Source organism: Microbacterium sp. NPDC089189, assembly GCF_040685095.1.
In the GTDB taxonomy this organism is placed as follows: domain Bacteria; phylum Actinomycetota; class Actinomycetes; order Actinomycetales; family Microbacteriaceae; genus Microbacterium.
This window is the reverse complement of record NZ_JBFBHG010000004.1, coordinates 124,254-140,560: the sequence shown is the minus strand read 5'-3', so window position 1 is coordinate 140,560 and position 16,307 is coordinate 124,254. Positions and strand designations below refer to the sequence as shown.

Sequence of the window (16,307 nt, the reverse complement as noted above, 5' to 3'; positions counted from 1 at the left end):
ATGTTCATTCGTCGCAAAAGCGGGGTTGGGGCGCCCGTCGACTCAGCATTTGTGACGAGTGAGCAGGGGTGTGGAGCCGCGGGCATCACGGAGCCTTCCGTCGCGAAGCCCGTCGTGTCGTCGTGTCGCCGTGTCGTCGTGCTTCCTACGCACCCCCATCCATGTTCATTCGTCGCGAAAGCGGGGTGTCGACGGGCGCGACCCTGACCTTGCGACGAGTGAGCAGGGGTGTGGAGCCGCGGGTATCACGGAGCCTCTCGTCGCGAAGCCCGTCGTGCTTCCTGCGCACCCCCATCCGTGTTCATTCGTCGCGAAAGCGGGGTGTTGGCGGGCGCGACCCTGATTTCGCGACGAGTGAGCAGGGATGTGGCGCCGCGAGCGCCGACACGGCACCGCGCAGGGGAGGGTGACACGACAGGGCACTGGGGGAGGGCACCGGGGGGAGGGCGCCACGGGGAGGGTGAGGGGGCGGGTGAAGTCGGGGGGAAGCGGCACCCGGGGCGGGGCGGGCGTCCTAGCGTGGGCTTCGCCGGGCCCGGTCGAACCGGGTCCCGCCGGACCGGCACCCGAACCGGTATCCGAAACCGGCCCATCTCGGAGGCTCCCATGAGCGCGTCGCCCGCACCCGAACCGACGGCCCTGTCCGTCGGCGTCGCCCGCCGCTCCGGGCTGCGCCGCATCGGACCCGCCGTGGCCGTCGTGCCCCTCATCGTGCTGTCGAGCTCGGTCGTGCTGCTCGTCGTGGTCGCGGCGCTTCGAGGGCATCTGCTGCCGGGCTGAGCGCTCGATCCACAACCCGATGATCCGCACCGCGCCGTCGGCCCCGGCGGGCCTAGTCTGGGGGTGACGGGGAGATCACCCGAATCCGTTCCCGACGGTCCCGTCGCCTTCGACGATGAGCATCCATGCAGTTCCGCGACTCCCCCCGGGTCTGGCCGAACGGCCCCGACTGACGGGGGCTCTCGACGTGCCCGCGGCCCTGGTCGTGCTGCACGCGCCGGCGGGCTACGGCAAGACCGTCGCCCTCACCCGGTGGGCGGCCGACGCCGAGCGGGACGGCGTGTGGCTGCGCGTACGCGAGGGGATGGGGGAGCCGCTGGCCTTCGCCCAGCAGCTCTCGGTCGCCCTCGCAGATGCGGGCCTGCTCGACGAATCCAACCCGCTGCGCACCGCGGCGGAGAGCCTGACGGCGCTGCGGGAGCCGTGGGACCTGCTCTCGCGGGGATTGCGCCGGATCCCCCATCCGGTCACGCTCGTGCTCGACGAGGCCGAGCACCTCGACGAGACCACGATCGACGGCCTGCTGCGGCTGCTGACCGACCTGCCGACGCTGTCGCTGCGGGTCGCCACGCGCCGCGCCAATCGCTTCACCGAGCCGGGTCTTTCGCTCGCGCTCGACGTGCGCCGCATCGACACCGCGGAGCTCGCCCTCACGGCGGATGAGGCCGCGACGCTGCTGGGCCCGACGACATCCGATGCCGCGGTGGACCATGTGCTCGACAACGGTGCGAGCCCCGCGCTCGCCCGCGTCCTGCTGTTGGCGGGCGAGACGGCATCCGATCCGTCGCGAGGGGGAGCGGAGGACGCCCTCGAGACGGCGGTCGAGTCGCTCCTGCGGCTGCGCGCCCCCGCGTGGGACGACCAGTTCCGCGGGTTCTTCCGCGAGCTGTCGTTGTCGGATGCGGTCGACGTCGACCTCGCGACCGCGCTCACCGGTGCGGCGGATGCGGCCGCGCTGCTCGACCGGGCGGAGGCGGAGGGCCTCGGCTACTGGGCGGCCCCGCCGTCGCCGGACCGCTCGGACACCCTCTTCGTGCTGTCGCCGGTGTTCCGCCGCACCGCGGAACGCTCGGCGCGGCGGACGCTGCCCGCCGAGCGCGTGCGCGCCGCCGACACGCGCGTGGCCCGGTGGCATCTCGCGGCGGGACGCGCGCTCCCCGCCCTGCAGGCGGCGCTGCGGGCGCGCGACGGCGACCTGGTCACGGATGTGGTGCGCGAGCACTGGTACGACCTCATCCGCAGCGCCGCCGAGGTGCGCGCCTCGCTCGGGCGTGTGCCCGCGCTGACGCTGCGCAACCGCCCGCTGCAGAGCATGCTGCTGGCCATCCTGTGGAACGCCCAGGGCGCGCACCGCCTGCGGGCCCTCGAGTACTTCGCGATCGCCGCGTACGGCGCCCGCGCGGAGCGTGCACGCGCCCGTCCCGCGGATCGGGCGCTGCTGGCGATGGTCGAGTCCACGGCGCTGCGGGTATCGGGGCGGACGGCGCAGGCCGGGCGCATCGCGGAGGCCTGCTACCGCGACATGTGCGAGATGTCCGAGGGGGAGCGGATGCGGCTCGGCCGCAACGAGTCGACGATCTTCAACCACATCGGTCTCTCGCTCTTCGTCGCCGGACGCGTGGAGGAGGCGCTCGACTGCTTCCGGCGCTCCGACGCGGTCGGTCGGGAACGGGGCCTGCTCGCCGGACGCCAGGGTCTCGCGCACCTGGCGGGCGTGCACGCGCTCGCCGGCGACATGCCGGAGGCCGCGGGCGCCGTGGCGCGCGGCGCGGAGATGTCGTGGCCCGACGGATGGGAGGACGGCTACGCCGGGAGTCTCCTGCAGGTCGCGCGGGCGCAGCTGGCGATCGAGGACGGCGATCCGGACGCCGCGAGCGCGGCGCTGGCGACCCTCGAGCGTCATCGCACGACGATCGAGCACTGGGCGATCATCGAGCAGATCGACGCCGTGGCGGCGCTTCTGCGCGGTGACGTGGAGGCGGGCATCCTGCGTCTCGAGCGCGCCGAGCGCGAGCAGGGGCGACGCCAGGCGCAGAGCCCCGCCAGCGCGGAACGGGTGCGGCGGGCGCGGGCTCTTCTCGAGCTCGGCCGCGGTGACCTCGAGGCGGCGCGCGGGTGGGCGATGCGGCTGAGCGCGGGAGCGGCCCGCGAGATCATGCGCGCCCGGGTGAGCCTCGCCGCCGGTGACGCGGATGGGGCGCTGCGCGCGCTGTCCGTGGCGCCCCTGGACACCGCCGACACCCGGACCCTCGCCGAGCACCTGGCGCTCACGGCCGCCGCCGTCGCCTCCGCGCCCGCTGGCCGGCCCGCAGCCGCCCCTGCCGCCCCCGCCGCCGAGGGTCCAGCCGAGGTCTCGGATGTCGCAGCGGCTCTGGTGCGCCTTCACGCCGTCCTGGTGGACCGGGGCCTGTTCGAGCCCCTCGTGCTCGTGCCGGCGGCGGGGCTCGAGGCGCTCCGCGACGTCGCGGTCGCCGAGGGGCTGTCGCCGGATCTCGTCGCCGTGCTCGAGCGGGCGATGGCCGCGGGCGTCATCGGTGCGCGCGCGACCGCCTCGCCTCGGCTCACCCGTCGCGAGGTCGCCGTCGCGCGCGAGCTCGGCGCATCCGAGACGGTCGCCGAGATCGCGGCCGCGCTGTCGGTGTCTCCGAACACGGTCAAGTCGCAGCTGAGGTCGATCTACCGCAAGCTCGGCGTCGGGTCGAGGGATGAGGCGTTGCGGGCGCTCGCCGCCCGGGGCCTGGTCGGGGAGGATCCGTCGACGGACGGGGCGGGCGTCTGACCCGGATCGCCCCGGGGTCTCAGGCGCTCCGCGCCACGCGTCGCAGGGCGGGGAGCGCGGCGAGGCTGAGCAGCGCCACGAGCGCGGCCGTCGTGTATAGGGCGACGTAGTCGTCGGGCGCGCCCGAGAGCGGATCACCGGAGCCGACGCGCAACAGCGCCGTCGCGACGGCGGGGGCGATCACCGCGGGGAGGGTCTCGGCGACGTTGAGCACGCCGAGGTAGCTGCCTGCGCGCTCCGGAGGGAGGCTTCGGAGAGCGAGCGCCAGGTTCACCGCGAGGAAGCACCCGACAGCGGTGCCGCCGATCATCGCCGCGCCCCACAGCATGATCGGCGCGGTCGCCGACGCACGGATGAGCCCGGCGGTGGCGAGCCCGAGCGCACCGACGACCAGGAACGGCAGGTACCGCCCGCGCCGCGACGCCCAGGCACCGCCCACGACGGCACCCGTGACGACGCCCGCGCCGCCGATCAGCGTGGCGAGGGTCGCGACGGGCGTCGCGGTGGCGGCATCGCCCGTCATCCGGTCGGCGATCAGGTACAGCGTGAACGCCGTCGTCAGTGAGAACGCCGACTGCATCGCGAAGCGCTGCACCCACACCGCGGCGAACGCGCGCGGAAAGGAGCGGCGCCCGGCGAGGGGCGAGGGGCGTCGGTCGGCCCCGGGATGCGTCGAGGCGGCGGCATCGGGCACGCGCAGCGCCGCCAGCACGATCAGCACGGCGACCACCGGCATGACGAACGACACCGCGTTCAGGTGGTGCGGCAGGAGTGTGGCGAGCAGCAGGGGAGGCAGGGCGCCGACGAATGCGCCCGCCGTGAACAGCCCGGATGCGGCGCCCCGCCGCGGTTCGGGGACGGTGTCGGCCAGGAGCGCCGCGGCGGCGGCGAGCGTGGCGTTGTAGGCGATCTGCACGAGCACCCACCAGAGCGCGATGGCGGGCAGCGTGTCGGATGCGGTGAGCCCGCCGATCGCGACCAGCCCCGCCAGCACGCCGCCCAGAAGCCACGGGCGGCGGCGTCCGAGACGCCCGCGCGTGCGATCGGACAGGGCGCCGAACACCGGGTTCGAGACGACCGCGGCCAGCGCCCCGAGCGTGAGCACGGTCGCCAGGGCGGCGGCGCGCTGATCGGCGGGCACCGCGTCGGAGACGGCGACCGGGAGGCCGGCGACCGCGGGCGTTGTCAGAGCGCCGAGAGCGCCCAGGTTCACCGCCGCGAGGAGCCACACATCGCGGCCGCCCGTGCGGGTGCGGTCATCGGTCGAGGTCATCGGTGGCTCCGAGCGGTCGGGGGACAGGGGCAGCGCGGGTTCCCCGGACCCTGCGGAACGATATCGGATGCGGGGCGGCACCGGCCTCATCTCGCTCATGCGGCGCCGCGGCCGTCCCCGTGCGGATCTCTCCTGCCGAGGGGATGCGGAAGCCGGGGGCCGGATGCGCGGACGCACCCGGCCCCCGGTCCGGTCAGCTCTGCGTGCGCCGGCGTCGGGTCGCCAGCAGCAGAGCCCCGCCCAGCAGGAGCAGCACACCGGTGCCGATCCAGATGCCGGGAGCCGCCGCGCCGGTCGCGGGCAGCGGCTGCGCCGTGACGCTCGCCGTCGCGGTCGCCGTCAGCTCCGCGTCGGGCGTCTGCGCGGTCGGCGTCGTGACCACGGCCGTGTTGGTGACGGAGGGGAAGGCCCCCGCCTGCACGGCGACGGTCAGCTCGACCGCCACCGACGCGCCCACCGCGAGCGGCCCCTCGACCGTGCAGGTCACCGTGCCGCCGGCCTCGACGCACGCCGCGCCGTTGGCCGACACCCCGCGGTAGGCGAGGCCCGAGGGCAGCGTGTCGGAGATCACCACGGGACCCGGGTCCTCGGTGGGGCCGGTGTTGGTGAGGGTGATGCGGTAGCGCGCATCCGAGCCGACCTGGAAGGTTCCCACCGCGGTCTTCTCGAGCACCAGGGTGGCGAGCGCGGGCACCTCGACCGGGTCGTCGGACGTGTTGTCCGCCGGTTCCGGATCGGGCTGCGCGGCGCCCACGACCGCCGTGTTGACGACGCCCGGGTACGCCTCGGCGTGGACGAGCACGGTCACCTCGAGGAGCGGCGCCGTCGTGCCCACCGGGAGCGAGCCGTCGAGGGTCGCCGTGATCGTGGTGGTGCCGTCCTCGGCCGGGTCGGCCGCGATCACGGTCCATGCCTCATCCGATGCTCCGGCGTCGACGTACTCGAGGCCCGCGGGCAGCGTGTCGACGACCGTCACCTCCGTCGCGTCTGAGGGGCCGGCGTTGCGCACCTCGAGGGCGAACGTCAGCTGCTCGCCGATGGCGACCGCATCCGCGTCGTGCGTCTTCATGATCGACAGATCGGCGGACTGGGTGATCTCCAGCGGCGCGTCGTCGGTGTTGTTCGCGGGCACCGGGTCGGGCGTGGGCGACGACACCGAGGCGATGTTCGTCGACGCGCCTACCGGCTGCGCGGGATCGATCGCCGCCACGATGACGAGGTCCGTCGCCGAGGCGCCGGCGGGCAGGCCCGACGGGTTCTCGCACACCAGCTCCTGCGCGTCGGTCTCCAGGGTCGCGCACGTCCACGCGGCAGCGCCGTCGGCGACCGAGACGAACCGGATGCCGGCGGGCAGCGTGTCGGCGATCGTCAGCGGGCCCACCGCATCCGAGGGGCCGTTGTTGACGACCTCGAACAGGTAGCGCACGTCGGTGCCGGCGTCGGCCGTGGTGATCTCGACGCCGTCCGCGTCGACCGCGGTCTTGACCAGCGCCAGGTCGGCGAGGGTCTCGACCTCGATCGTCGCGTCATCGGTGACCGGCCCGGAGGGGTCGGGCGTCGACGAGGTGACGGTGGCGATGTTGCGGAGCTCCGTGCCGGTGGGGACGGACGCGGCGATGTCGGCGGTCACCGTGATCGTCGATGTGCCGAGCGCCAGCACGGCGCGCTCGCAGGTGGCCGTGTCGACGTCGCAGGTCCAGCCGGTGCCGCCGAGGGCGGTCACCGTGAGTCCGGCCGGGACCGTGTCGACGACCGAGACGTCACGCGCGACCGAGGGCCCCGCGTTGGTCACGTCGATGCTGTAGGTCACCGAGGTGCCCGCGACGTACGGCCCGGCGGCGGCGGTCTTGACGACCGACAGGTCGGCCGAGGTGGTGACCGGCGTCGGGTCGGTCGACGTGTCATCCGACGGATCGGTGTCGTCGGGGCCGTCGACCGTGCCCACATTGTCGTAGGTCCCGGTCGTCACGGCGGCGTCGATCGTGGCCGTGAAGTCCACGACGATGCCGGCGCCGTCGGCGAGGGTCGATCCCGCCGCACCGATCGTCCAGGTGAGGGTCTGCCCGTCGACGACCGGCTCGACGCCGGTCGCCGCGCCGCCCGCGACCGCGACGGTCGCAGATCCCGCCGCGTAGCCGAAGCCGGCGGGCAGCGTGTCGGTGATCACGATGGGGCCCGACGAGTACGAGGGGCCTTCGTTCGTCACCGACAGGCGGTAGGGCAGGGTGGCGCCGGCGACGGCCGTGCCGGTGTGCGACTTGACGATGGAGAGGTTCGCCGAGCGCGTCGCGTCGGAGTCGTCGCTGTCGCGCGGCTCGTTCGTCGCGTTGTCGGCGCTCGCCTGCGCCCAGTTGACCACCTCGGCGTCGTAGGCCGGGTCGATCGAGAGGGTGACGCGCAGCGCCGCCGTCGCACCGGGCGTCAGCACGCCCGTGAGGGCGAACGTCTGGTCGTCGCCGGGGGCGTTCGTGGTCGAGGTGCGCGTCCAGGTGCCGGTCGCCGAGGCGAACGACGTGTACGCGAGGTACGCGGGCACCTCGTCGACCACGGCCACGCCGCGGGCGTCGGCGGTGCCGGTGTTGGCGACCGTGACGAGGTAGGTCACCGGCGAGCCGGGCACCGTCTCATCCGCGCTCGTCGCGTCGCGCCACGCGCCGCCCTCGAACACCTGGCGGGTCTTGGTGATCCCGAGCGTGGTGTCGGTGGTGGGCGTCGTGGTGGTCGAGTCCTCGTTGTTCGACGGGTCGGGGTCGCTCGTGGCTCCCGGGCTGACCGTCGCGGAGTTCTCGATCTCGGTGTCGGGGGCGATGGAGGAGGACACCGTGCCGCCCAGCACGAAGGCCGTCGCCTGCGCGGGCGTCAGCCGCTGGCCGGCGTCGAGGGTGAGCGTCAGCGTGTCGCCGGCATCGAGCGGGCCGGCCGCATCCGAGGTCCATCCGGTGGGCAGGGTGCCGACCGTCACGCCGGTGACCCCGGCGGGGATGGTGTCGGTGACGGTGATGAGCGCACCCGCGGCGCTGACCGAGTCGGCGGGGCCGTTGTTCGTGACGGTGAGCGTCCAGGCGATCGGGCCGCCCGCGGCGGGCGCGGTCGTCGGTCCGGTCTTGACGATCGACAGATCGGCGGCCACGGCGACGGGCACCTCGGCGTCGTCGGTGTCGTTGTCGGGCTCGGGGTCGTAGGTGCCCGTGCTCGAGACCGTCGCGGTGTTGGCGACGGGCGCGTCGGCCGGGTCGAAGCCCGCCGCCGCACGCGCCGTGACCGTGATCGGCGGGAACGAGGCTCCGTCGGCGAGGGTGTCGGCCGCATCGGTGCGTGTGGCGGTGAACCCGCCCGCGGTCGTGGCGACGCTCCAGCCGGTGCCCGTGACGCCGGTCACGACGAAGCCGTCGGGCAGCGTGCCCCAGTCGTCGGTCACGGTGAACGGACCCACGGCCGTGTCGGGGCCGTTGTTGGCGACCGTGATCGTCCACGCGGTGCCGGCGGCGCCGCCCGCGACGAGCCCGGTGCCCTGGTCCTTCGTGAGAGACAGGTCGGCGGCGTGGATGTATGCGTCGGCCGTGTCCTGCGGACCGGTGTAGGAGCCCGAGGAGTTGCCCTCGGCGCCCGAGGTGTCGGTCGTCACCGCCGACAGGGTGTTGGTGTGCGCGACGCGCACCCCCTCGGACGAGGTGACGCCGGCGTCGGTGAGCGCGGCAGTGGTGGGTGTCGCGGTGAACGCGACGACGATCGTGCGCGCGGCGGCGGGTGCGCCGGACGCGGTGCCGGGGAGGGCGGGGGAGGCCGCCACATCCGCCGCGTCCCACGTCAGGGTCTGCACGTCGCCGGCCGTCGCGATCGCCGGGTCGGCGAGGGGAGCGGATGCGGCCGTGCCCACCCGGATCGTCGCGGAACCCGCGTCGTACGTCCAGTTCTTCGGCAGGACGTCACCGATCGCGACGCTGTCGGCGATGCCGTCGCCGTCGTTCACGAGCGTCAGCGTCCACCCGAACGGGGCGCCGGCGTACGCGGTGTCGCCGGCGGTCGTCGTCTTGGTGAGGGTCACGTTCGGGAACGCGGGATCGACGGTGGCGGTGTCCTGCACGTCGGTCGGGTCGTACGTGCGCCCGCCGTCGGGGAAGGACTCCAGGTGCGTCACGCGGGCCGTGTTGGTGAAGACCTGGGTGTCACCGATCGTCGCCGACGGGGCGAGGGTCGCCGTGTAGGTCAGCGCGATGGTCTTCGGAGCATCGGCGGAGGACTGCGGATGCAGCGGCCCCGGCAGATCGCTCGCGTCCCACGTGATGGTGCCGCCGCCGGTCGTCGCGTCGGCACCGGTGAGGGCGCCGCCGTTCGAGATCGTCGCGGGGTCGACCACGACGCCGGCGGGCACCGTGTCGGTGACGATCAGGTTGTACGCGGGGGTGGTGCCGGTGTTGGTGACCGAGACCGTGTAGTCGAAGTCCTGACCGGGGTCGGGGGTCTCGTCGGAGACCGACTTGACGATCGCCGGAACCGGGTTCACGACGTCGACGTCGGCCGCGTCGTCGACCGAGGTGCGGGTCGACTCGTCGCCGTTCAGGCTGTTCCACGAGAAGGCCGCCGTGTTGGGCAGGTCGTTCACCGAGCGCGCGATGCCGTCGCTCAGCAGCACCTCGTAGCGCAGCGTGAGCGTGCGCACGAAGCCGGCCGAGGCGATGTCGCCGGCGTACGTCCAGCGCCAGGTGTTGGTGGCGGTGTCGTGCGTGCGCGCCCAGGTGCCATCGATCGTCGCCGAGCTCGCGGTCGGGCCCTCGACGGACGCGGTGACCAGCTGGGCACCGGCGGGCATGTCGTCGGCGATGACCGGGTCGTAGTAGTTGATGTTCGGCTGCAGGGTGGTCACGACCTCGTACTGCACGGTGTCGCCGATGGGAGCGGTGATCTCCTGTGCGAAGACGCTCGTGGCCCCGGCGGGGCGGACGCCCTTCGTGATCGTCGCGGTGGTCGCCTCGATCACGGCGTCGTCCTGGTCGGTGCGCTCACCGCGGCGGTCCTCGGGATCGCCCGGCAGGGTGTCGGGCAGCGTGTAGCCGGTGACCCGGGCGACGTTGCGGTACGTCTCGCCGGCACCGGTGGCCGGGTCGATCGAGGCGTCGTAGGTGAGGGTCGCGGTGGCGGGCACCTCGGCGATGTTCCAGCGGATCACGCCGCCGGCGCCCGTGGTGACGCCCGGGTCGACCGACGCGGGCGCCGGGTCGAACGTCGCCGCATCCACGATCAGGCCCGCGGGCACGGTGTCGGTCACGACGTTGTCGTAGCTGATGACGCGGGCCGTGTTGTTCGTGACGGTCAGGGTGTACGTCACCGGGGTGCCGATGGTGACGTCGGTGGCGGGGGTCGCCGTCTTGACGACGTCGAGGTTGGGCTCGCGGTACTGCACGGTGGCCGTCGCGTCGCCGTTCCACGAGTCGCTGCGGAACTGCGCCTGGTTCGTGAGCGTCGTGTTGTTCGCGCCCGCGTCGCCGAGGTAGCCGGTGAGGGTGACGGTGAACACCTGCGGGTCGTCGGAGGAGTTCGTGTACGTCGCGGGGAAGACGAGCACGCCGCGCGCGGCGCCGGTCGTCGGCGACGCGGTGAACGTGAAGTCGGATGCGGTGGCGCCGGTCAGCGCGGAGGCGCTCCACGTCCCGTCGGTGACGGTCAGCGCCGCGTTGCCGGGGGTGAGGGTGCCGCGGTCGCGCAGCACACCGTTCGACACCGACGTGTGCGCCGGGACGGTGACCGCGAACGTGTAGGTGATCAGCTCGCCCTGCACGGCCTGCGCGGCGCCGTTGTTCGGGTCGAGGTCGTTCGTCGCCGGGCTGATCTCGGTGCCCGCGAGCGACTTCGTGACCGCCGCCGGGGGCGTATAGATCGCCGAGTCGTCACGGCTGCGGGTGCCGGGAACCTCGTCCGCGGGGTCGCGGGGGGTGTCGTCGAGCGAGTCCGCGGGGTAGAACGTGCGGTCGTCGCCCGTGTTGAGCGCCACGTCGTACTGGGTGATGGATGCGGTGTTGACCAGGTTCTCGTCGATCAGCACGTCGGTGGGCACGGTCACGTCGTAGGTGAGCGTGCGCTCGGCGGCCGCGGCCAGGCCGATGCCCGTCCACACGATGACCGAGCGCGTCGGGTGCTCGGCGTTCGCGGGGTAGCCGGCGTCGCCCGGATCGAGCGCCGTGCCGCCGTTCGAGACGGCCGACACGTCGGCCTTGGTGATGCCGGTGGGCAGGGCGTCCCAGACGACCAGGCCCGCCACATCCGTCGTGCCGCCGGTGAGGTCGACCCGGTAGGTGACGACGTCGTCGGCGACGACCTGGATGCCGTCGCGGTCGGAGTCGAAGACGGTGCCGTTCGCGTCGTTCTGCGACCGTGCGGGACGCGTCGGGTCGCCGTCCACGTCGACGACGCCCTTGAGGAGCGTCGGTCCCTGGCCGGTCTGGATGGCCGAGGCGTCGCGCAGGAAGAAGACGTCGGCGAGCACGTTCTCCTGCTGGTACTTCATGAGGTTCTCGGGCTTGTCGAGGGTGGCCTCGTCGTTCGGCGTCCACGACGTCACCTCGCCGCGCACGTGCAGCACGAGGGTCGATCCGAGCGGGACGAAGCGGTCGCCGTCGGCGCCGGGCGTGCCGACGTTCCAGTCGATCCGCTGACCCGACACCGTCGGGGTGGGGACGTCGATGCCGGCGGACGTGCCGCCCGCGACGGCCGAGTCGAGGTACCGCACGCCGGTGGGCAGGAAGTCGGTGACGAGGGGGTTTCGCACGTCGATCTGCGTGGCGAAGTCGACGGTCAGCTCGTAGCAGACCACGTCACCCGGCACGAAGGCGGTGTCACCGGCATCCGTCTGGTTCTGGTCCCACGCTCCGTCGGACGAGGGCACGGCGCACGAGGTGGCGGCGTCGCCGCCGGCGAGGACGGCGTCACGCGCCAGCACCCGCTTGGAGATGCCGGAGAAGCCCGACACGATCTCGGCGGCCGAGTCGTCCCACACGTCCTCGTCGCCGAAGGCGGGGACGCCCGAGCCGTTGGTGATGCCCTCGAGCGCGGGGACCGAGTGCGTCATGCCCTCGATCTCGACCGTGTTCTCGAGGTCGTCGCCGGAGGACGTGTTGCCGACGTACGGCGCGTCGTCGGTGTACTCCGCGCGCATGAAGGCCGTGTACACGATCTGCAGGCCGTCGTTCGCGGCCAGTGCGGTGGGGTCGGGGGTGAACGTCAGCTCGAACGTGCCGGCGACCGCGTCGTAGTGGATGCTGTCCAGCGTGGCGCCCGTCAGCGCCGCCCCGGTCGCGGACGACGGGTAGGCGCAGTCGCTCGGCCAGGGGTCGCCGGTGAGCGTCGCGCCGCCCGTGGGGATCGCGGGGCAGAGGCCGTTGGGGTACGTGTCGACGACGGTCATGTCGTCGGCCGAGGTGTATTCGCTCGTGGCGAGATCCAGCGTGAAGGTCGCGAGGCGCCCGGTGCGGAACTCGTTGCCCTCGCTGCCTTCGCCGGTGTCGACGCTCTTGAGGATGCGCAGATCCATCGCCTGGATGCGTTCGGTGTCGGTGTCGGACACCGACACCGCGGCGCCCGCGGCGAGGGGGCCCGCGTACGTGCCGGCGACGGTCGCGGAGTTCGTGTAGAGGATGCCGTCGTTGTAGCCGTCTGCCAGGCCCTGACGGGTCGACGGGCCGTTGTTGTTGTTCAGGTTCGAGCCCTGCGCGAGGCTGCCCGGCGAGGGGGCGCCGGAGCCCGCGTCGGTCGCGAAGTCCATCGTGTTCTCGAACAGGGGCACGGCGGCCGCGTAGCGGATCGTGGTGACACCGGGCGTGCCGGCGGCGGTCGGGAACGCCTGCGCGGTCGCCCCGCTGAGCGCGGGCAGCTGCCAGGTGACCTTCGTGTAGACGCCGGCGGGCAGATCGGCGGGGATGCCGGTGTCGACCGTCTCGACGCTGACCGGAGCGAGGCAGTCGGTGGGGGAGCTGCCGGTCACCTGCCCCGCTCCGGGGTATTCGCGGGTGCCGTCGGGGCCCGACAGCAGCGCGGAGGGCTGGGTGTTGTCGACATCCGCGCAGCCGAGGAACTCGAGGCCGGCGGGAAGGTAGTCGACGACGGTGACGCCGTCGGTGGCGCCCTGCGGGGTGTTCTCGATCGTCAGCGTGTAGACGGTCTGATGGTCGTGCACGCCGCGCAGGAGCTCGATCTCGGGGCTCGGCTCGCTCTTGGTCAGGCGCAGCGCCTTCACGGGCGCGGTGGTCACGGCGTCGTCGGACGACGTCTCGGCGAGCGCCGCGGCGCCGCCGACGCCGGTGGAGCCGTCGAAGACGGGCTTGAGTGCCGGGTCGGACGACACGTAGCCGTCCAGGCGGAACGTGGGAGCGGCGCCGACGGGGAAGACGGCCGCATCCGGCCGCACCGTGAGGGTCGACGCGTAGTCGGCCGTGGCGGGCAGGTCGGCGACGTCCTCGAACACCCAGAGCTGGGTTCCGGCCGGGACGGTCGGCAGCGGCGGGGTCTTGCTGCTGTTGGGCAGCGTCGCACCGCTGGCGTAGATCACGGGGGTGCCGAGTCCGCTCGCGACGAAGTCGATGCCGTTGGGGACGCTCAGCGTGAAGCCGATGTTGTAGCCGCCCGCATCCGCCGCGCTGTTCGTGAGCGACACGTCGAACGTCGCATCCTCGCCGGCGAGGATGAACGGCTTCGGGTCGGCGTCGCCGTGCGCGCCGCCGGTGTCCTGCAGCGCGAGCGATGCGGTGGGGGCGGGCAGCGCGGCGGCGGTCGCGCTCGTCGCGCTCCAGACGCCGAGGCCCAGCATCCCCAGCACGAGAGCCGGGGCGGTGGCGAACGCCAGGGCGCGGGTGCGCGCCGTGCGTCGTGCGGCGGTGCGTCGGCGCGCGACGCGTCCGTCGGCGAGAGCGGTGTGGGCCGTGTGCATGGATCCCCCTGGATTCAGCGGTGGGCACGCGCGGACGAACGCGCTGGGGCGGCGGGCAGAATGCCGTCGTCCGGGGCGCGCTCGGGGGGCGTGCGGGAACGGCACGGGTGGCCGTTCCCCTTCAGGGTGGAGATCCCGCGCCCCGCCGCATCCGCATCCGCCCCGTTTTCACCCGCGCTTTCACCCCGCCCGCGGGTGTGGTGTGGGTGTGTGTGGGTGCGGGTGCGGGTGCGGGTGCGGGGGCTGGTGGGTTCTGCGCGGGTGGGTCTTGCTCACTCGTCGCATATGCCGGGTGCTGCGGCGGGGGACCCTGCTTTCGCGGCGAGTGAGCTGGGGCGGGGACGGGCTGAGGCGGGGAGGGGCTTTGGCGGGGCACGGTTCCCGGGTGGTTCTGCGTGGGAAGGTCTTGCTGACTCGTCGCATATGCCGGGTGCTGCGGCGGGGGACCCCGCATTCGCGGCGAGTGAGCTGGGGTCGGGCCCGTGCTCGGGATGGGTCTCGGGCCCGTGCTCGGGATGGGGTCGGGCTGGGGGATGGGGCGGGGTTCCGGGGTGCGGTGGGGTCTCGGGGGCGGGTCCTGCGCGGGCGGGTCTTGCTCACTCGTCGCAGATGACGGATGCCGAGCCGCCCGCACCCCGCTTTCGCGACGAGTGGGCGGCGAGGGGGTCGGGTAGCGTCGCGGATATGGATGTCGCGGTGCTCGGAGCCACGGGGGATGTCGGGCGCGCGATCTGCGCGGAGCTCATCGAGCGGCGGATCCTGCGTCCCACCTCGCGGTTGCAGCTCGTCGGCCGCGCGGACGGTGCGTCGGGTCGGGCGGCCCACGGGCTGCGCGTCGACCTGATCGACGCGCACGACGAGCATGCTCCGCTCATCGATGTGGCGCTGACCCCCGACGAGGTCGTCGCCGACGTGATCGTGCTCGCGGCCGGACGGACCATCCCGACCGGCGTCGGTCAGGTCGTCGATCGCGATGCGCTCGCCGCCGCCAACCTCGAGATCTTCGACGAGTACGCCGCCGCCATCGCCGCGAACGGCAGCGGCCATGAGGTGGTCGTCGTCGTGTCCAACCCGGTGGAGCTCGGTGTCGCCGTGGTCGCCCGTCACCTGGGCCGTCACCGTGTGATCGGCATGGGCGGGTGGCTCGACACCCTGCGTTTCCGCCGCGAAGTCGCCTCGGCCCTCGGCATCCGACGTCAACGCGTCAGCGGCTTCGTGGCCGGACAGCACGGCGATGCGGCCGTGCCGTTGTGGTCGAGCGTGCGGCTGCGCGGGCTCGATGTGGACGAGCGGCTCGACGTGCTCGACCGGCTGCGGGGACCCCGCGACCTCAGCACGTTCGCGGGCGAGATCGCCGCGGCCAAAGCGGAGCTCGGCGCGATCTCGGCGGCGGCGGATGCGGCCTCGCTCGGACGCGCCTTCGCCCGCATCGACGAGTGGCCGCCCGACGTGCAGGCGGTCGTCCGGCCCTACCTCACCCACCAGAGCGGGGCGAAGACGGCATTCGGCACGGCCGGAGCCACCGTCGATCTCGTCGATACCATCCTCGACGGACGGGACATCGTGGTGGCCGGTCAGGTGCTGCTCGACGGCGAGATCGCGCTCGACGGCATCCCGTGGCGCGGTGTGCTCGGCGTGCCCGTCGTCCTCGGTCCCGATGGATGGCGCGACGTGCTCCTCGGCGAGCTCGCGCCCGACGAGGAGCGCCGGCTCGCGGCCGTGGGCGGGCAGATCACGTCGTCGATCGAGGGGTGGATGCGGTGAGCACCGGCGAAGCGGAACAGCCACGCACCGGCGGCGTGCACGAGCGGTGGATCGTGTTCGTCTCGGCGCACGACCGGAGCGGCACGCTGACGGCGCTCGCCGAGACCTTCTCGAGCAGAGGAGTGAGCTTCACCTCGTTCACCACGTTGACGGTGGCCGACGGGGCCGGCGCAATGTCGATCATCTTCCGCGCGAGCGAGCGGCTGGCCCGTGTTCTCGCGCGCACGCTCGAACGCCTCGCCATGACGCGCACCGTGTCGCTGCACCGGGCGTCGGAACCCGCCGTCCGCGCGGTGGCGGTCGTGGCGGTCGTGGCGGGCGCAGTGGGCGTGGGCGGGTCGTCGGTGGCGGTCACCCGGGCCGGGTGGGCGGATGGGGGCGCCGTCATCGTCTCGGGGTCGCTCGTCGATGTCGAGGCCGCCCTCGAGCCTCTGCCCGTCGGAGCCGTGCACGCCATCACGGTCCTCCCACCCGCCTGACCCGCGTCGCGCGTCGCGCGTCGCGTCGCGAGACCACCCTGTTCACTCGTCGCGAAAGCAGGGTGTGCCGCGCGAGCACCGTGCACATGCGACGAGTGAGCAAGGTATGCGCGTGCCCCGCCATCGCTTCCGCGCTCCCCGCCATGCCGCGTCGCACCCGCCATGCCGCGTCGCACCCGCCACCACCACCCTGTTCATTCGTCGCGAAAGCGGGGTGTGCCCAACGAGCACCGCGCATATGCGACGAGTGGGCAGGGTTTGCGCCTGCCCCGCCGTCGTGCCCGCCCCCGCCATGCCCCGCCGCGCCCGCCCCGC

General features: G+C 73.4%; 6 protein-coding genes. 4 read left to right on the top strand and 2 right to left on the bottom strand.

The features are described from left to right. Positions 1-606: 606 nt before the first annotated feature. Both AB0N73_RS03775 and AB0N73_RS03770 read left to right on the top strand, forming a co-directional pair. On the top strand, positions 607-780 hold the full coding sequence (locus tag AB0N73_RS03775; RefSeq protein ID WP_363560515.1) for a hypothetical protein: 174 nt from the start codon (positions 607-609) through the stop codon (positions 778-780). Positions 781-895: 115 nt separating this feature from the next. Continuing rightward, the gene (locus AB0N73_RS03770; RefSeq protein ID WP_363560513.1) at positions 896-3,559 is read left to right on the top strand and encodes a LuxR C-terminal-related transcriptional regulator; all 2,664 of its coding nucleotides are present in this window, start codon (positions 896-898) and stop codon (positions 3,557-3,559) included. Positions 3,560-3,578: 19 nt separating this feature from the next. Here the strand turns inward: AB0N73_RS03770 and AB0N73_RS03765 are convergent, their stop codons facing one another. Together AB0N73_RS03765 and AB0N73_RS03760 are read right to left on the bottom strand one after the other, a co-directional pair. After that, positions 3,579-4,832 (bottom strand): MFS transporter, encoded by a 1,254-nt coding sequence (locus AB0N73_RS03765; RefSeq protein ID WP_363560511.1) that lies wholly within the window; start codon positions 4,830-4,832, stop codon positions 3,579-3,581. A gap of 193 nt (positions 4,833-5,025) precedes the next feature. Then, the gene (locus AB0N73_RS03760; protein WP_363560509.1) at positions 5,026-13,749 is read right to left on the bottom strand and encodes an isopeptide-forming domain-containing fimbrial protein; all 8,724 of its coding nucleotides are present in this window, start codon (positions 13,747-13,749) and stop codon (positions 5,026-5,028) included. Between the two features lie 684 nt (positions 13,750-14,433). On the opposite strand from AB0N73_RS03760, the gene AB0N73_RS03755 reads away from it, so the two are divergent. Then, positions 14,434-15,513, top strand: a complete 1,080-nt coding sequence (locus AB0N73_RS03755) for a lactate dehydrogenase (RefSeq protein ID WP_363560507.1) — start codon at positions 14,434-14,436, stop codon at positions 15,511-15,513. Then, on the top strand, positions 15,510-15,992 hold the full coding sequence (locus tag AB0N73_RS03750; RefSeq protein ID WP_363560505.1) for a hypothetical protein: 483 nt from the start codon (positions 15,510-15,512) through the stop codon (positions 15,990-15,992). The genes AB0N73_RS03755 and AB0N73_RS03750 overlap by 4 nt, the downstream gene beginning before the upstream one ends. Positions 15,993-16,307 lie beyond the last annotated feature (315 nt).

What these genes read in the sequence shown, in the direction of transcription:
- AB0N73_RS03775 (WP_363560515.1), top strand. Translation starts at nt 607, where the DNA reads ATGAGCGCGTCGCCCGCACCCGAACCGACGGCCCTGTCCGTCGGCGTC.
- AB0N73_RS03770 (WP_363560513.1), top strand. Translation starts at nt 896, where the DNA reads ATGAGCATCCATGCAGTTCCGCGACTCCCCCCGGGTCTGGCCGAACGG.
- AB0N73_RS03765 (WP_363560511.1), bottom strand. Translation starts at nt 4,832, where the DNA reads ATGACCTCGACCGATGACCGCACCCGCACGGGCGGCCGCGATGTGTGG.
- AB0N73_RS03760 (WP_363560509.1), bottom strand. Translation starts at nt 13,749, where the DNA reads ATGCACACGGCCCACACCGCTCTCGCCGACGGACGCGTCGCGCGCCGA.
- AB0N73_RS03755 (WP_363560507.1), top strand. Translation starts at nt 14,434, where the DNA reads ATGGATGTCGCGGTGCTCGGAGCCACGGGGGATGTCGGGCGCGCGATC.